Annotated in this window: 15 protein-coding genes; 12 read left to right on the top strand and 3 right to left on the bottom strand. The window is 28.0% G+C overall.

Features of this window, described 5'->3' with window-relative positions; translation table 11 throughout:
- Window positions 1-12: 12 nt before the first annotated feature.
- Window positions 13-231, top strand: a complete 219-nt coding sequence (thiS, locus tag ABXT55_RS04795) for a sulfur carrier protein ThiS (protein WP_415284172.1) — start codon at window positions 13-15, stop codon at window positions 229-231.
- Window positions 232-233: 2 nt separating this feature from the next.
- Entirely contained in the window at window positions 234-1,007 is a 774-nt protein-coding gene (locus ABXT55_RS04790) for a thiazole synthase (protein ID WP_415284171.1), read from the top strand.
- Here the strand turns inward: ABXT55_RS04790 and ABXT55_RS04785 are convergent.
- On the bottom strand, window positions 1,004-2,851 hold the full coding sequence (locus ABXT55_RS04785; RefSeq protein WP_415284170.1) for an Rne/Rng family ribonuclease: 1,848 nt from the start codon (window positions 2,849-2,851) through the stop codon (window positions 1,004-1,006). The two genes, ABXT55_RS04790 and ABXT55_RS04785, sit on opposite strands and share 4 nt — an antisense overlap.
- Before the next feature lie 100 nt (window positions 2,852-2,951).
- Between ABXT55_RS04785 and ABXT55_RS04780 the strand changes: the two genes are divergently transcribed.
- From ABXT55_RS04780 to ABXT55_RS04770, 3 genes are all read left to right on the top strand, one after another.
- Window positions 2,952-5,285, top strand: coding sequence for a penicillin-binding protein 1A (locus tag ABXT55_RS04780; RefSeq protein WP_415284169.1), 2,334 nt, complete (start codon window positions 2,952-2,954; stop codon window positions 5,283-5,285).
- Window positions 5,285-6,380, top strand: a protein-coding gene (prfB, locus tag ABXT55_RS04775) for a peptide chain release factor 2 (protein WP_415284168.1) whose coding sequence is annotated in 2 segments (ribosomal slippage) — window positions 5,285-5,338 and window positions 5,340-6,380 — 1,095 coding nt in all. Because the reading frame shifts where the segments join, the coding sequence is not laid out codon by codon here. The genes ABXT55_RS04780 and prfB overlap by 1 nt, the downstream gene beginning before the upstream one ends.
- On the top strand, window positions 6,377-8,572 hold the full coding sequence (locus ABXT55_RS04770) for a hypothetical protein (protein ID WP_415284167.1): 2,196 nt from the start codon (window positions 6,377-6,379) through the stop codon (window positions 8,570-8,572). The genes prfB and ABXT55_RS04770 overlap by 4 nt, the downstream gene beginning before the upstream one ends.
- Here the strand turns inward: ABXT55_RS04770 and tyrS are convergent.
- Complete coding sequence (gene tyrS, locus ABXT55_RS04765; RefSeq protein ID WP_415284166.1) at window positions 8,569-9,798, bottom strand: tyrosine--tRNA ligase; 1,230 nt, start codon at window positions 9,796-9,798, stop codon at window positions 8,569-8,571. The genes ABXT55_RS04770 and tyrS overlap by 4 nt on opposite strands.
- A gap of 44 nt (window positions 9,799-9,842) precedes the next feature.
- Here tyrS and ABXT55_RS04760 point away from each other — a divergent pair, with 44 nt between their 5' ends.
- Window positions 9,843-10,970 carry an anhydro-N-acetylmuramic acid kinase gene (locus ABXT55_RS04760; protein WP_415284165.1) on the top strand — a complete coding sequence of 376 codons (1,128 nt, stop codon included), beginning with the start codon at window positions 9,843-9,845 and terminating at the stop codon, window positions 10,968-10,970.
- A gap of 2 nt (window positions 10,971-10,972) precedes the next feature.
- Here ABXT55_RS04760 and ABXT55_RS04755 read toward each other — a convergent pair whose 3' ends face one another.
- Entirely contained in the window at window positions 10,973-11,629 is a 657-nt protein-coding gene (locus ABXT55_RS04755) for an alpha/beta hydrolase (RefSeq protein ID WP_415284164.1), read from the bottom strand.
- 138 nt (window positions 11,630-11,767) lie between these two features.
- Between ABXT55_RS04755 and ABXT55_RS04750 the strand changes: the two genes are divergently transcribed.
- From ABXT55_RS04750 to sufU, 6 genes are read left to right on the top strand one after another with little or no spacing between them, the layout of a single operon-like run.
- Entirely contained in the window at window positions 11,768-12,193 is a 426-nt protein-coding gene (locus ABXT55_RS04750; protein ID WP_006997175.1) for an RrF2 family transcriptional regulator, read from the top strand.
- A 1-nt stretch (window position 12,194) separates the two neighbouring features.
- Window positions 12,195-13,637, top strand: coding sequence for a Fe-S cluster assembly protein SufB (sufB, locus tag ABXT55_RS04745; RefSeq protein WP_415284163.1), 1,443 nt, complete (start codon window positions 12,195-12,197; stop codon window positions 13,635-13,637).
- Window positions 13,637-14,368 carry a Fe-S cluster assembly ATPase SufC gene (sufC, locus tag ABXT55_RS04740; RefSeq protein WP_415284162.1) on the top strand — a complete coding sequence of 244 codons (732 nt, stop codon included), beginning with the start codon at window positions 13,637-13,639 and terminating at the stop codon, window positions 14,366-14,368. The genes sufB and sufC overlap by 1 nt, the downstream gene beginning before the upstream one ends.
- A complete protein-coding gene (gene sufD / locus ABXT55_RS04735; RefSeq protein WP_415284161.1) occupies window positions 14,355-15,620 on the top strand; it encodes a Fe-S cluster assembly protein SufD in 1,266 nt (421 codons plus the stop codon). Before sufC ends, sufD begins: the two co-directional genes overlap by 14 nt.
- Window positions 15,617-16,837 (top strand): aminotransferase class V-fold PLP-dependent enzyme, encoded by a 1,221-nt coding sequence (locus ABXT55_RS04730; RefSeq protein ID WP_415284160.1) that lies wholly within the window; start codon window positions 15,617-15,619, stop codon window positions 16,835-16,837. The genes sufD and ABXT55_RS04730 overlap by 4 nt, the downstream gene beginning before the upstream one ends.
- Window positions 16,834-17,304, top strand: a complete 471-nt coding sequence (sufU, locus tag ABXT55_RS04725) for a Fe-S cluster assembly sulfur transfer protein SufU (protein ID WP_415284159.1) — start codon at window positions 16,834-16,836, stop codon at window positions 17,302-17,304. The genes ABXT55_RS04730 and sufU overlap by 4 nt, the downstream gene beginning before the upstream one ends.
- Window positions 17,305-17,307: the final 3 nt, after the last annotated feature.

Below are 17,307 nucleotides of genomic sequence, written 5' to 3'. Positions count from 1 at the left end.
TTCTTATACATTATGAAAAAAATAAAAAAAATAAAAATTAAGTTAAATGGTAAATTTTCAACAATAAATGAAAATTTAAGCCTCTCAACCTTTTTAAAAGAACTAAAAATTCCTCTTAAAAAAGTAGCAATTGAATTAAATCAAGAAATAATAGATAAAAATAATTTAAAAATGATAAAACTAAAAAATAATGACAAAATAGAAATTGTTCATTTTATTGGAGGTGGGTAAAATTGATTAACGATAAATTAATAGTGGATAAAAAAAAATTTAATTCCAGATTAATAGTTGGAACTGGAAAATATAAAAGCATGGCAGAATGTGCAAAAGCTATTAAATTATCTGGAGCGGAAATAGTCACTGTTGCAGTGAGAAGGGTAAATATTTCTGATAAAAAAAAACCTTTATTGATGGACTATATAGATCCAAAAAAAATTACCTATTTACCAAACACAGCTGGCTGTTTTAACTCTGAAGAAGCTCTTAGAACTTTGCGTTTAGCAAGAGAAATTGGTGGATGGAAACTTGTTAAATTAGAAGTTTTGGGCGACAAAAAAAATTTATTTCCCGATATGATTGAAACATTAAAATCTACTGAAGTTTTAACTAAAGAAGGTTTTAAGGTCATGGTTTATTGTAACGATGATCCTTTGATGGCAAAAAGATTAGAAAATGTTGGCGCAAGTGCAATTATGCCTTTAGCAGCTCCCATCGGTTCAGGGCTTGGAATTTTAAACCCAACAAATATAAAAATAATAAGAAGTCAAACCAAACTTCCAATAATAGTTGATGCAGGATTAGGACAGGCATCTGATGCAGCTATATCAATGGAGCTAGGATGTGATGGTGTTCTTGTAAATACTGCCATAGCTAAAGCCAAAAAACCTTTTTTAATGTCTTTAGCTTTTAAAAATGCAGTAATAGCTGGAAGACAATCATACTTATCTGGAAGAATAGAAAAAACTCTATATGGAAGTGCGTCTTCACCAAAAATTGGAATTATCTAAGCAGCTGGTTTTTTAAAATATTTTTTTTTAAAAAAAGGTTTTTTCTTAAAAGATCTTTTAGTAGCTGAACTTTCATAAGCTACAACTTCTTTTTTTTGCTCCTCTAAGTTTTTTAACTTTTCAAAATACTCAACGGTTTCGATTGTTTTTTTACTTTTATTTTGTAAATCAATTATATATTCAGGAATAATAAGAGAGTTATCTGCAATAATATCTATCTTTATTAGGTTTTTCTCTTCAAAATATTTTAAATCGTCTATAAAATTCTCCTTCATAAAGTCTGATATTTTTTGACAAATTTTTAGTTCTACAAATTTAGCTTTAGTTAAAACAGATTTTACCTCTACTAATTTAAGTATTTTAAGTGCAAAAGATTCATCTGTAAGCGTGACCTTCCATTTAACAGCACTTTCCCTCAGTCGCTGCCTTGACATTTCTAGTAATCCAAATGTACTAATTCTTCCTATTTGTATTCTTGCCCTATCAGTTCTACATTTTTCTTTTAGTTTTCTTTCAACTAATCTTCTGTTTGCAAAGCTTAGCATATCAATAAAATCAATAATTATTAAGCCAGACAAATCTCTAATTTTTATTTGTCGTGATATTTCCTCTGCCGCTTCTAGGTTTGTATCTAGAGCTGTACTTTCAACATTTTTTTGCTTTATAGAACTACCTGAGTTTATATCAATTGAAACCAATGCTTCCGTAGGGTTAATAACCAAATATCCACCTGATTTTAATTTTACTTCAGATTCATAAATTTGATTTAATTTTTCTTCAATATTTTCTTTAAAAAATAAAGGTATTTTTTCTCTATATTTTTTTATTTTCTTGACATGTGAAGGCATCATTAGCTTCATAAATCCTTGAGCTTTTTTATAACCTTCATTTCCCTCGATAACTATACTGTTAGTATCTTCGTCATACATGTCCCTCAAGGTTCTTTTGATAATATCACTCTCTTGGTGAATCAAAGAAGGTGCAATTGAATTTAAAGCAGTTTCTTTAATTCCATTCCAAGTTTTGAGTAATGATTGTAAATCATGATCTATATCATTTTTTGTTTTATTGGATCCTGCTGTTCTTACAATAAGACCCATTTCTTTTGGAATAACTATATCATTTAAAATGGTTCTAATTTTTTTTCTTTCACCTGGATTGAATATCTTACGAGATATTCCACCACCTTTTGGCGTGTTAGGCATTAACACTATGTATTTTCCTGCAATGGAAATAAAAGTACTTAACGCAGCACCTTTTTGACCTCTCTCATCTTTTAATACTTGAATTAAAATTACTTGATTTGGTTTTATAACTTCTTGAATTTTATACCTTTTAGATCGGAATCTTGGTTCTGGTTTTTTAACCTCTTCAGCTTTGGGCGCTTCCTTAACACCTTCTTCTGTTTGTATTTCATCAGATATTGCTATCTCTTCTGAAGTATTTAGTTCTATTTCAGATATAGGTTGAGCTTCAACAGGATCATTGATATCTAAATTGCCTTCATTGATATTTTTTTGCTCTTCTTTTTCACTCTCTTTTAAAAGTTCTTCTCTTTCTCTTTCCTCTTCTTCTTTAATTTTAATTAAGTCACTTTGCGGAATTTGATAATAATCAGATTGAATATCGTTAAAAGATAAAAATCCATGTCTTTCTCTACCAAAGTCAATAAAAGCTGCTTGTAGAGAGGGCTCTACACGACTAACTTTTCCAAGGTAGATATTGTTCTTAATTAGGTTATTTTTTAGACCTTCGTACTCGTAGTCTTCAATATTGTCTCCTGATTTAAGGACAACTCTAGTTTCATTTGGATGCGAAGCGTCAATGTATAAATTTTTTTCCATATATTTTTGATTAATTGTTTCATTTTATTTAAATAATTTTAAATTTTGTTTTAATTCTGATGCCTTAACTTTAACAAATTCATATATATATTAAACTTAAATGCACCGAATAATTAAAAATATTTTTATACTAATTTTTAGCTTTGGTCTATTGTCCGCATTCAGCATAATAGCAGTTTTATGGGCTTTTTCTAATAACTTACCAGATTATAAATTTCTTAAGAACTATAAACCAGCTGTTTCAAGTAAAGTTTACTCAGGAGAGGGCGAATTGGTAAATGATTTTTCCTCAGAAAAAAGAATTTTTGTTCCTTATAATGCAATATCTCAAAAAGTAATCAACTCCTTTTTGTCAGCTGAAGATAAGAATTTTTTTTCTCACCCTGGTGTTGATGCACGGGGAGTACTTAGAGCTGTAGTAAACAATGTATCTAATATATTGGCATCAAAAAGATTAGAAGGTGCCTCAACCATAACTCAACAAGTAGCAAAAAATTTTTTATTAACAAATGAAGTAAGTTTTAATAGAAAAATAAAAGAAGCCATTCTTGCATTTAGAATTGAACGAGCCCTTTCAAAAGAAAGGATATTGGAACTTTATTTAAATCAAATTTATCTTGGGGGAGGGGCATATGGTGTTGCTTCAGCAAGTCTCGAATACTTTGATAAACCAATTAGTGAATTGAATTATGATGAGGCTGCTTTATTGGCAGCATTACCCAAAGCCCCAAGTAGATATAATCCTTATAAAAATATTAAGTTAGCAAAATTTAGAAGAGATCTTGTTTTAAAAAATCTATTAGAAAATGGATATATAGATGAAAAAAATTATCAAAAATTTATTGATAATAAAATTAATCTTAAAAAAAGAAAAAAAACCTTTACAGAAGATACAAGTTATTATGTAGAGGATATTAGAAAAGATGTAATTGACAAACTTGGTTTTGACAAAGTTTATAAACAGGGGTTAAACATTAGTACTCCAATAAATTTAAATTTACAAAAAATTGCTATAAAATCTTTAAGAGAGGGCTTGATAAGTTATGATAAAAGAAAAGGTTGGAGAGGGCCTGTATCAAGTAGTAAAAATATAGATGACTGGAATAATGATCTCGATAAACTCAGATTAGAAAATTCAATCAATTGGGATTTAGCAATAATAAAAAAAGTTAATAAGTTTTCAGTTGAAATTGAAACAGAAAAAAAGATAAGTGGAATTGTTAAATATGAAAATATCACATGGGTTAAAAAAGAATTTAACGAAATATTAAAAATTGGAGACATAATTTATGTTGAAAATATAAATAAAAATGTATTCGCGTTAAGGCAACTACCAGAAGTGAATGGTGGTATAGTAGTCATGGACCCATTTACTGGTAGAGTATTAGCGTTGAGTGGTGGTTTTAGCTTTATGCAAAGTGAATTTAACAGAGCCACGCAGGCATTAAGACAGCCTGGGTCTGCATTTAAACCTTTTATATACGCTTTGGCTCTTGAAAATGGATACACACCATCAACATTAATATTAGATGCACCATTAGTTTTGGAACAGGGATTAGATCTAAAAATGTGGAAACCAGAAAACTATGGAAAAAAATTCTATGGACCTTCCACTTTAAGAATGGGGTTGGAAAAATCTAGAAATCTAATGACTGTTAGAATTGCCCAAGATCTTGGAATTAAAAAAATAGTTAATTTTTCAAAAAAACTAGGCATTTATGAAAACCCTAGTGAACTTTTGTCAATTTCATTAGGCTCTACTGAAACAACGCTCTTAAAATTGACATCTGCCTATGCATCATTTGTTAATGGAGGAAAACTTATAAAACCAATAATGATTGACCGAATTCAAGATAGTGAAGGGAATACGATATTTAATAATGAAAAAAGAAAATGCTTAAATTGTGATCAGGTGTCTTTTTTAAGCAAAAACTACCCAAATATAGAAGATGAGTTTTTACAAATATTTTCAGCTGAAACTGCCTATCAAATGACATCAATATTAGAAGGTACAGTTCAAAATGGAACAGGAAAAAATTTAAAAGATTTAAATTTAGATTTGGGGGGTAAGACAGGAACTACCAATAGTAATACCGATACTTGGTTTGTAGGATTTACTTCAAAGTTAACAATTGGAGTTTATGTTGGCTCAGATAATCCAAAATCATTAGGAAGATATGAAACAGGTGCAAAAACTGCATTACCAATTTTTAAAAATTTTGTAAAAGGCGCTATAAAAAAAGAAGATGCAAGGCCATTTAAGGTAGCAGATAATATTATTATGAGAGTTATAGATCCTATTACAGGAAAAAAACCAGACAACAACACAAAATCAACTATAATTGAAGCTTATAAAAATTTACAAACATATGACATTACAGATCAAGATATTAACAATAGATTAAAAAACAAAAATATATTAAGATTCTACTAATGGAAAATGAATACATAAATCACAAGTTAGAAATAGAAAAAATTAACCAAAGAGTTAAGGAGTATCTTTGAAAAAAATGATATTCGTCAAAAGTTAGAAAAAAATAATCAAAAAATATTAGAAATTGATTTCTGGCAAAATAAATCAATTTCTCAAAAGATTATCAAAGAAAAAAAATTATATGAAGATCTGATAAATTCATATGATAGTTCCTTCAGGTCCCTTATAGATTTAAATGAATTAAATGATTTAGCTATAGAAGAAAAAAATCAATCAATAATTACTGAAGTTTTAGATAGCATTATAAAACTGAAAAAAATAGCAAAACAAAATGAAACTAAATGTTTTCTATCAAATGAAACCGATAACTTGGATTGTTATGTAGAAGTTCATGCTGGTGCTGGAGGTACCGAAAGCCAGGACTGGGCAGAAATGCTTAGAAGAATGTATCTAAAATGGTCTGATATAAAAGGTTTCAAATCTGAATTAATAAACGAACATAAAGGAGATGAGGCAGGTTTAAAATCGTCCACCATAAAAATTCAAGGAGAATATGTTTTTGGATGGTTAAAATCAGAGTCAGGAATTCATAGATTGGTAAGAATTTCTCCATTTGATTCTGGAGCAAGAAGACACACTAGTTTTGCTAGTGTATGGATATATCCAGTTGTAGATGAAAATATTGATATTGAAATTATTGAAAAAGATTTAAGAATAGACACGTATAGATCTAGTGGAGCAGGTGGACAGCATGTTAATACAACGGATAGTGCCGTTAGAATTACTCACATTCCATCAAAAATTGTTGTCCAATGTCAAAATGAGAGATCTCAACATAAAAACAAAGAAACTTGCATGAATATGCTTAAAGCTAGACTCTATGACTTTGAGATGAAGAAAAGAGAGAAAGAAAGTCAAACTGTAGAATCTTCTAAATCAGAAATAGGATGGGGTCACCAAATTAGGTCTTATGTTTTACACCCTTATAGGATGGTAAAAGATAATAGAACTAATTTTGAAAGTTCTAATCCTGACAAAGTATTAGATGGAGAAATTGACGACTTTCTAGAGAGTTCATTGTATAAAGTTGAATGATAAAAGGATTAATTAAAATTTTATTAACCATTATTTTCATTTTAATTATATTAATAATTTACTTAAGCTACTTTGGAATAAAAACAGATAAATTTAACAATCAAATTAAGAAAAGTGCTTTAGAAATTAATAATAAAATTAACCTTAAATTAAGTGATGTAACCTATTTATTAAATCCATACAATTTTAGTGTTAATATCACTACTAAAAATCCCCAAATACTAGTCGATAATAGCAAAATCAAAATAAATACTATCAAGACAAATATATCTTTAAAATCTTTAATTAATGAACAATTTTTGATTGATGATTTACAGATTACTACGGCAGATGTTAAAATTAATGATTTAATATTATTAGCAAGAACAATTCACAACACCCCCCAATTATTCATCCTTAACACAATCGTTAAAGAGGGAAATATAGAAGCAGACATTAATATAAATTTTGATGATCAGGGAAAAATAAAAAGTGACTATCTAATTAAAGGACTTGTTAATAACACAAGATTAAATTTACTAAATAAATCAAGTGTTAGAGATTTGAATTTTTCATTTCAAATAAGTGAAAACAAATATTCATTAAATAAAATAAATGCAGAATTTAATAAGATAAAACTTAACTCACCATTTATTCAAATTGAAGATAAAAAAGATTTATATTTTATTCAGGGATCTTTGTTAACACAGGTACAGCAGCTAAAAGAAAAAAATTTAACAATAATATTAGGAGATTTTTTCAATAACCTTAACATAGATAAGATTAAATTAAGTTCAAAAAATAATTTTTCATTTACGGTTAATAAAAAACTAAAATTTAACAATATTAAAGTAGAAACTAATATCGATCTAGATCATTTAACACTCATTGAAGAGCGTATCAATTTAAAACCTTACATTCCAAAAATAAAAAAAGAGATAAAATTTGAGAACCAAAAAATTAGAATTAAATACAGTAAAGATAAATTATCTATTAATGGTAACGGCAATATTTTTTTAACAGATAAAGTTGAGCAATTATCTTATGAATTTATTAAGAATAATAATCAATCTTTATTTAGTGTTAAATTAAATATCAAAAATAATCCCTTAATCATAGACTTTCTGGATTATAAAAAAAAAGAAGGAATTAATTCAACAATTTCAATTAATGGAAATTTAAAGAAGAACGGTCAAACAAACTTTGAATTTATCACTTTAGAGGAGGGAAAAAATAAAATTCTAATCAATAATTTGAAACTAGGACCAACTTTTAAAATTATTGATATAGGTTCACTCAATACTGATTATAAAAATAATAAAAATTTTTTTAATAAAGTTAATTTAAAAAAAAATAATTCTAATTTTATTTTAGAGGGAGATAGCCTTGATCTCGCAAAATTCATAAATGATATAATGAACAATGATGACGACTCCTCAGTTTTTAAAAACTTAAATACAAGAATTGATATTAAAATCAAAAAAACATATATTGACGAAGTTAGTTATTTAAATAATTTATCAGGCTATATAAACTTTAAAGATAATAAGATTAATAATCTAAAATTGGATTCAATATTTCCAAATAATAAAAAAATTAACCTTATAATTCACACTAATGAAGCAATGGAAATTGTTACGAGGTTATCTACAGATTATCCAAAACCTCTAATTAAAAGATATAATTTTATTAAAGGGTTTGAAGAAGGGTATTTAAATTTTAATTCAATTAAAAAAGATAACGTTTCTAATTCAGTATTAATTATTGATAACTTTAAAGTTCAAGAAGTACCTATTTTTGCAAAACTTTTAAGTCTTGCTTCGTTACAAGGAATTGCCGATGTTCTAACTGGTGAAGGTATTAGGTTTACTGAACTAGAAATGAAGTTTTCAAATCAAAAAAACCTTACCAAAATTGAGGAAATGTATGCTATTGGACCAGCCGTCTCTATATTAATGGATGGATATATAGAAAAGAATAAACTAGTTAGTCTCCGTGGAACCTTAGTTCCTGCCACAACAATAAACAGAACTATTGCCTCTATACCTTTTTTAGGAGACCTGTTAATTGGAGATAAAATTGGTGAAGGTGTTTTTGGTGTTAGTTTTAAAGTTAAAGGACCACCAAAAGATTTATCAACAACAGTAAATCCAATTAAAACTTTAACACCTAGATTTATCACCAGGACATTAGAGAAAATAAAAAAAAATTAAGTTAATTCAACTTTAATATGTTTTTTTTTACCCAAAGAAAGTTTGATTAGTTTTTTTTTAAATAAAGATTTAGTGATAACTAATTTTTCATCAGAAATAGTTTGTGCGTTTATTTTAATCCCATTTCCTTTTATTAACCTTCTAATCTCACTTTTAGAAGTTTCTAATTTTGACATTACTATTAGATCTACAATATTAACTTGATTATCTAACATTTTTTCTTCAATTGAAATTGATGGTAAATTATCCCCAAGTGTATTTTCAACAAAAGTTTGTTGGGCTGTTTCTTTAGAGATTTTAGCCTCATCTTTACCATGCAACATTGTTGTTGTTTCATTGGCTAATAAAATTTTTAATTCATTAATATCTTTATCTTTAATCTTTTCTATTTCTTCTATTGAAATGTTGGTGAAAATTTTTAAGAACTTCAAAACATCTCGATCATCTATATTTCTCCAAAATTGCCAATAATCATATGCTGAAAGAAATTTTTTATCCAACCAAACTGCACCAGTCTCAGTCTTACCCATTTTGGCACCTGACGCCAGCGTGATCAGTGGTGTCGTCAAACCGTAGACATGGTTGTTAGAATGTCGCTTAATTAGATCAACACCATTAACAATATTCCCCCATTGATCTGAACCACCAATTTGTAACATGCAATTTTCTTTTTTATTTAATTCAAGAAAATCATATGCTTGTAAAATCATATAATTAAACTCCATGTAACTTAAAGATTGCTCTCTCTCTAGTCTCGTTTTTACACTATCAAAACTTAACATTTTATTTATGGTAAAGTGTTTTCCAATATCTCTCAAAAAAGATATGTAATTTAAACTTTTTAACCAAGAGTAATTATTTACAAATATAGGCTTAGTGTTTGGATCTTTATCATCTAAAAAATTTTTTAAAATTTTTTCAATATTACTAATATTTTTCTCAATTTCCTCTTCCGATAAAATGGTTCTAGTTTTATCTTTTCCTGAGGGATCTCCAATTCTAGTTGTTCCACCACCCAATAAGACTATAGGACGATGACCATGTTTTTGTAACAATCTAAGACACATGATTTGTAGTAAACTTCCAACATGAAGACTCTCAGCAGTACAATCAAAACCTATATAAGCACTTATTTTTTCTTTATCCAATAACTGAGATAAATTTTCTTCACCTGTGCACTGGTAAAAAAATCCTCTATCTCTAAATTCTTTTAAAAAATTATTCATAAATATGATATCTAGAATATACAATATTTATTTAAAAAATAAGAATGGAAAAAATTTATACCTCTTTGGGTTTGATGAGTGGCACATCAATGGACGGTGTAGACGCATCAATTATTAGTTCAGATGGAGAGAAGCAATATGAGTCAATTTTTAACGAATATTTTGAATATGATGGAGATTTATATAGGGATTTAGTAAACCTTAGAAACAAAATTAACTCTGCAAATGATATAATTCTTAATTCAAAACTAATTAATGATATTGAGAGAAAAATAACACTATTTCATGCTAAAATCTGCAATAAAATTATTAATAAAAATGTTAATGAAATAGATTTAGTTGGGTTTCATGGACAAACAATTTTTCATGATGCTAACCAAAAAATTTCAAAACAATTAGGTGATGGATCCTTACTATCAAATCTTTTAAAAAAAGATGTAGTTTATAATTTTAGAGCCAATGATATTGCCAATGGAGGGCAGGGAGCACCATTAGCACCAATCTTTCATAACTTACTTATAAATAAAGCTCATATGAAATTGCCCGTTTGTGTTTTAAATATTGGCGGAATTGCAAATATCACTATTATTATATCAGATAAAAAAGAAGATTTAAAAAGTCAAGATATAGGACCTGGTAATTGCTTGTTAGATGAATGGGTTAGAAAACACACTAATAATAGATTTGATGATGGTGGCAAAGCAGCGAGTGTTGGAAAAATAGATAAAACTATTCTAAATCAGGCGATAGAAAATTTTGATAATATTAAAATTGGTGACAATCTTTCGTTTGATATTAAAGACTTTGATCTTAGTTTTGTAAGAGGCTTATCATATGAGAACGGACTTTCAACATTAACTAAATTTACTAGCGAAATAATCTATCAATCAATAACTAATATAACCAAAATTTATCAAAATGAAAAAATAAATATATTAGTTTGTGGTGGGGGTAGAAAAAATTTAACTCTAATTGAAAATATTAGAAAAAAATTACCAAATAATATTACTTTAAGTTTAATTGATGACTTTAATATTAATGGTGATTTTGTTGAGTCCCAAGCTTTTGCTTATCTTGCGATTAGATCTTTACTTAAAAAACCAATTTCATTTACCAATACAACAAATGTAAAAAAATCTTGCACAGGTGGAGATTTAGTCAAAAACTATTAAGATTAAAATAAAGCAGATTCTTTTTTGATATACTTGTCTAAGCTTTTTACCAATACATCTTCTGTTTTATTAAAAAAATGATTAGCCTCATTTATAGCTTGAAAGTCAACCTTAATACCTTTTTGGGCACTTAATCTTTTATCTAGATCTGTAATATGTTCCAGGGGAACTAACTCATCCTTTTTTCCATAAATCATCAAACCTGAAGTAGGACAAGGAGATAAAAATGAAAAGTCATATACATTTGGTTGTGGAGAGATTGCAATAAATCTATTTATTTCTGGTCTTCTCATTAGTAATTGCATTGCAATTAGTGATCCAAAAGAAAATCCTGAAACCCAACATTGAGAGTTGTCAAAATTTTCACGCTCTAACCAATCTAGGGCTGCAGCTGCATCAGCTAGTTCACCTTGACCATTATCAAACTCACCATCACTTTTTCCAACACCTCTAAAGTTTACTCTACATACAGAAAATCCATTTTCCATAAACGTATGAAACGTATCAACCACAACTTTATTATTCATTGTTCCGCCATATTGAGGATGAGGTTGTAATACTAATGCTATTGGTGATGTAATTTTTTCACTCTTGTAATACTTGGCTTCCATTCTTCCAGCAGGTCCAGGTATAAATACTTCTACTATTTTGTTATCCATAAATGATATTGATTATTATTCTCAAAAAAAAATACACTTATCATAACTAAGCGACAATATGTTATCTTTTTTTTTATATTGTATACTTGACTAATTTAGTCAAGTTTGTATAAAAAGCCTTCTTAAATAAGGGTAAATATGAAATTAACATCAAAAGGTAGATATGCGGTAATGGCTTTAGCTGACCTTGCTAAGTTCAATAGTGTTAATCCAGTATCTTTAAGAGATATATCGTTAAGACAAGGAATTTCTTTGGATTTTTTAGAGCAAATTTTTTCTAAGTTAAAAAAATATAATATCGTAAAAAGCATTAGAGGAACTAATGGAGGTTATATCTTAAATAAAGAACCAGAAGAAATTAAATTAGCAAACATACTTAGTGCTGTAGATGAAGAAGTTAAAACTGTTCAATGTAAGAAGGAGTCTAAAAAAGGATGCAATAGTAAGACTACAAAATGTATCACTCATAATTTATGGGATGAACTTGAGGTTCATATCAATCACTTTTTTGAACAAAAGAATTTAAAAGATCTTATAAGCAACTCATCAGAAAGTAGAAATTAAAATGGACGCTAGAGAAAAAGAAATAGAAAAATTAAAAGATTATAAATATGGATTTTCAACTGACATTGAAAGTATAACAGCACCCAAAGGCTTAAATGAAGAAGTAATTAAATTTATTTCAAATATTAAAAAAGAACCTAAATGGATGCTTGATTTTAGATTAAAAGCATTTGAAAGATTTAAACAATTAAAAGAACCAGATTGGCAAAAACCTAAGTATCCAAAAATTGATTATCAAGATTTATATTATTATTCAGCACCAAAAAGTATGGATGATAAACCTAAAAGTTTAGACGAATTAGATCCAAAACTTTTAGAAACATATAAAAAACTTGGGATCCCACTTCAAGAACAAGCAAGATTAAATGGTATTGCAGTTGATGCAGTATTTGATTCGGTATCAGTTGCCACAACTTTTAGAGAAGAACTGTTTAAACTAGGAATTATCTTTTGTCCTATATCGGAGGCTATTCAAAATCATCCTGAGCTAGTTAAGAAATATCTAGGATCTGTAATTCCTACAACTGATCACTTTTTTGCAACTCTTAATTCTGCTGTTTTTACTGATGGTTCGTTCGCATATATACCTGAGGGCGTAAGATGTCCGATGGAATTATCTACTTACTTTAGAATTAATGCCTCAAATACAGGTCAGTTTGAAAGAACTTTAATTGTTGCAGATAAAGGAAGTTATGTAAGTTATTTAGAAGGTTGCACAGCTCCTATGAGAGATGAAAATCAATTGCATGCTGCTAATGTAGAGTTAATAGCACTAGATGATGCTGAAATAAAATATTCCACAGTTCAAAATTGGTATCCTGGAGATAAAGATGGAAAAGGTGGAATATATAATTTTGTTACCAAACGAGGTTTGTGCAAAGGTAAAAATTCTAAAATTTCGTGGACACAAGTAGAAACAGGATCTGCTATTACCTGGAAATATCCAAGTTGCATCTTAAAAGGGGACAATTCAATTGGAGAGTTTTATTCAATTGCAATTACAAATAATCATCAAAAAGCTGACACAGGCACAAAAATGATACATTTAGGTAAAAATACAAAGAGTAAAATTATTTCAAAAGGAATAAGCGCAGGATTTTCAGATATGACTTACAGAGGCCTTGTTGATATTTCCTCTAAAGCATCAAATTCTAGTAATTATACTCAATGTGATTCATTATTAATGGGTAATAAGTGTGGAGCACATACAGTTCCATATATTAAAAATAAAAACTCAGAATCAAATATTGCTCACGAGGCAACAACTTCAAAAATAAGTGAAGAACAACTTCATTATTGTCAGCAAAGAGGTTTGAGTCAAGAAGAAGCAGTTGGATTAATAGTGAATGGATTTTGTAAAGAGGTATTACAACAGCTACCGATGGAATTTGCTGTAGAAGCTCAAAAGTTAGTTGGTATTAGTTTGGAAGGAAGTGTTGGCTAATGTTAAAGATAAATAAATTAAACGCAAAGATAGATAGCAAAGAAATTTTAAAGGGGCTTTCTCTTGAAATAAACCCAGGAGAGGTTCATGCTATAATGGGTCCAAATGGATCTGGAAAAAGTACGTTATCAAATATTTTATCAGGTAAAAAAGGATATGAAGTTTCAGGTGAGATTCTTTTTGAAAATAAAAATTTATTTGATTTAGAAACAGAGGAAAGAGCACACAAAGGTATCTTCTTAGCATTTCAGTATCCTTTAGAAATTCCTGGAGTTAATACGAATATATTTTTAAAAACTTCATTAAATGCAGTAAAAAAAGCAAGAGGTGAAAAGGAGCTTGATGCTATCGAGTTTTTGAAATTAGTAAAAGAAAAAGCAAAAGAACTTAAGTTTGATGAAGAAAAACTAAATAGACAATTAAATGTTGGTTTTTCTGGTGGAGAAAAAAAGAAAAATGAAATTTTGCAAATGTCATTGTTAACACCAAAGTTATCAATTTTGGATGAAACCGACTCAGGATTAGATATTGATGCTTTAAAAATTGTTGCCGATGGGGTAAATTCTTTAAGGAATAAGAAAAATTCTTTTCTAATAATTACCCATTATCAGAGGCTGCTAGATTATATTAAACCTGATTTCGTGCATGTATTGAAAGATGGAAAAATTATCAAATCTGGTGGAGCTGAATTAGCTTTAGAACTAGAAAAAAAAGGATATGAAAGTTTTTAATTTAATGAAAGAACAGCTTCAAATAGATTTTGATAATATTATAAAAACTTCAAGTTTCACTAAAAGAGATATTGAACTTAAACAAAACTCTTTGAATGAATTTATAAAAACAGGTTTTCCAAACAGAAGACAAGAAAACTGGAAATTTTCTGATTTAAATCAAATAATTAAAAAAAATATTGGTGATCTTAGTTTTTATAATGATTATTCATTATCAAATAAGATTGATACATCAGTATTTATTGATGGGTCAGAACATAACAAGATTGTCTTTATAAATGGTAGGATTGAAAAAATTGATTTTGATTATGAAAAAAAAGATAAGATAGAAATAATTGATGAGCCAGAAATTGATGATAGGTCAAATAACTTTAACTCGTTAATTGATTTAAATAAGGCTTTTACCAATAAATCTTATAAAATCTTGGTTAAAAAAGATTATCAATTAGTAAAACCTTTAATAATTTATCATATAACAAATGATAAGATTAAGTCCAAAAACATAAATTTAAGCTTAGATCTTCAATTAGAAGAAAATAGCTCTCTAAGAATAATAGATTTATTTAATGATAATTCAGAAAAAAATTTTTTAAATATTTTTTATAATTTTGACTTAAAACAAAATGCAAATTTAAAGAATTATAAAATTGATAAAATAGAAAATAAGAATGTAAAATATTCTTTTAACAACATCGAACAAGCTGCTAATAGTATATCAGAAACGTTTATTTTATCATCTGGATCACATTTTTTTAAGAATGAGATTAATTGTAACTTAAATGGAAAATATTCATCAGCATTTATAAATGGTATTCTTTCTCTTTCTGATGATAGGCACCATGAAGTTAGAACTACTATAAATCATCTAACAGAAAATACTAAAAGCTATCAATTAATTAAAAGTGTTTTAGACGATAGTTCTAAAGCTGTATATCAGGGAAAAATATTTGTTAATTCAGAAGCACAAAAAACAGATGGATATCAACTAAGTAAAGCAATTTTATTAAGTGAAGCATCTGAATTTAATGCAAAACCAGAATTAGAAATTTATGCAGATGATGTTAAATGTTCACATGGTTCTGCATCAGGTAGTTTAGATGAGGACTCAATATTTTATTTAATGTCCAGGGGATTAAATTATCAACAATCCAGAGAACTTTTAATTAATGGTTTTTTATTAGATGTAATAGAAAAAATAACAGATTCTGAAATTAAAAATTTAATAAAAAACATGATTGGACTTAAGGAATGAATATAGATACGATAAAAAGAGAGTTTCCTATTTTTGACGAAAAAATTCAAAATAATGATTTAGTTTATCTTGATAGTGCAAATTCCTCTCAAAAACCAAAAGTTGTAATAGATAGAATAAATGATTTTTATACCAAAGAATTTTCTAATGTAGGGAGAAGTGTTCATTATTTAGCTGTTGCTGCTACCAACTTATATGAAAATACAAGAACTTCAGTTCAAAGGTTTATTAATGCCAAGGATAAAAATGAAATTGTTTTTACTAAAGGTGCAACTGAGGCACTCAATTTAGTTGCTAATACATTGGGTCAAAATTATTTACAAGAAGGTGATGAAGTACTTATTACTGAGTTGGAACATCATTCCAATTATGTTCCATGGCACTTTCTAAGAAAATCCAAAAATATAAAAATTAATTTTGCTGAAATTAATGATGATGGGGAAGTTACTTTGGAAGAGATTGAAAAAAAAATTACTTCTAGAACAAAAGTAATTTCAATTACACATTTATCAAATGTTACTGGTGCTATTTTGCCGATTAAAGAAATAACAGAACTTGCTCATTCAAAAGGAATAATAGTTGTAGTTGATGGTTGTCAGGGTGCTCCCCACTTAAGATTGGATATGCAAGATCTTGATTGTGACTTTTATGCAATTTCTTGTCACAAAATGTATGGTCCAACTGGTTTAGGTATTTTGTATGGTAAAAAAAAATGGCTAGAAGAATTGCCACCGTATCAAGGTGGCGGTGGAATGATCAATGAAGTTAAAAAAGATAGAATTTCTTATGGTGATTTACCCAATAAATTTGAAGCAGGAACTATGGCTACTGCTCAAGTGATTGCTTTTGATCAGTCTATTAAATTTTTAGAAAGAATTGGTATAGATAATGTGGTGAAACATGAAGCTGACTTAGTTGAATATGGGCAGAAACTGTTACAAAAAAACAACTCAGTTAAATTAATTGGTAACCCTAAAAATAAAGGTGGAGTTTTATCTTTTACTATTGAAGGTATTCACCCACATGATGTAGCAACTATTTTAGATGAAGATGGAGTAGCAATAAGAGCAGGTCATCATTGCTGTCAAATTCTACATGATAAATTAAAAATACCTGCAAGCTCACGAGCATCTGTTGGAATTTATAATACGAGAGAAGATTTAGATAAACTTAATGATGCAATAAATAATTGTAAAAAAATTTTTAACCAAAAATGAACTTAAAAGAATTATATCAAGAAATAATACTAGAGCATGGTAAAAATCCAAGAAACCTTGGTAAGACTGATGATTTTAATAAAGACGCTAAAGGACATAATCCTTTATGTGGTGATAATGTGCATGTTTATTTAAAACTTAATGGACAAAAAATAGTAGAAGATATTTCTTTTGAAGGTAGTGGTTGTGCTATCTCAATGGCGTCAGCTTCAATTATGACAGACTTAATTAAAGGTAAGAATGAACATGAAGCTAAAGAAATTGTGGAAGATTTTTTAGGGATGATAAAAGAAAACCCTAAATTAAATTCAGAAAATTTAAAAGAGGATGAAAAAACTAAATTAATGTGCTTATCTGGAGTAAAAAAATATCCAATGAGAGTTAAATGTGCTACTTTATCATGGCATACTTTAGTTTCTGCAATTGACAATACTCAAGAAGAAATTAATACTGAAAAATTAGATTAAATT

This window comes from Candidatus Pelagibacter sp. Uisw_130 (assembly GCF_047722505.1).
Taxonomy (GTDB): domain Bacteria; phylum Pseudomonadota; class Alphaproteobacteria; order Pelagibacterales; family Pelagibacteraceae; genus Pelagibacter.
This window is presented reverse-complemented; position numbering and strand designations above follow the sequence as displayed.

Excerpts from the sequence above, each read along its gene's own strand:
- sufC (WP_415284162.1), top strand. The coding sequence starts at position 13,637 with ATGTTAAAGATAAATAAATTAAACGCAAAGATAGATAGCAAAGAAATT.
- ABXT55_RS04760 (WP_415284165.1), top strand. The coding sequence starts at position 9,843 with ATGGAAAAAATTTATACCTCTTTGGGTTTGATGAGTGGCACATCAATG.
- sufD (WP_415284161.1), top strand. The coding sequence starts at position 14,355 with ATGAAAGTTTTTAATTTAATGAAAGAACAGCTTCAAATAGATTTTGAT.
- tyrS (WP_415284166.1), bottom strand. The coding sequence starts at position 9,798 with ATGAATAATTTTTTAAAAGAATTTAGAGATAGAGGATTTTTTTACCAG.
- ABXT55_RS04755 (WP_415284164.1), bottom strand. The coding sequence starts at position 11,629 with ATGGATAACAAAATAGTAGAAGTATTTATACCTGGACCTGCTGGAAGA.
- ABXT55_RS04780 (WP_415284169.1), top strand. The coding sequence starts at position 2,952 with ATGCACCGAATAATTAAAAATATTTTTATACTAATTTTTAGCTTTGGT.
- ABXT55_RS04785 (WP_415284170.1), bottom strand. The coding sequence starts at position 2,851 with ATGGAAAAAAATTTATACATTGACGCTTCGCATCCAAATGAAACTAGA.
- ABXT55_RS04750 (WP_006997175.1), top strand. The coding sequence starts at position 11,768 with ATGAAATTAACATCAAAAGGTAGATATGCGGTAATGGCTTTAGCTGAC.
- ABXT55_RS04770 (WP_415284167.1), top strand. The coding sequence starts at position 6,377 with ATGATAAAAGGATTAATTAAAATTTTATTAACCATTATTTTCATTTTA.
- thiS (WP_415284172.1), top strand. The coding sequence starts at position 13 with ATGAAAAAAATAAAAAAAATAAAAATTAAGTTAAATGGTAAATTTTCA.
- sufB (WP_415284163.1), top strand. The coding sequence starts at position 12,195 with ATGGACGCTAGAGAAAAAGAAATAGAAAAATTAAAAGATTATAAATAT.
- ABXT55_RS04730 (WP_415284160.1), top strand. The coding sequence starts at position 15,617 with ATGAATATAGATACGATAAAAAGAGAGTTTCCTATTTTTGACGAAAAA.
- sufU (WP_415284159.1), top strand. The coding sequence starts at position 16,834 with ATGAACTTAAAAGAATTATATCAAGAAATAATACTAGAGCATGGTAAA.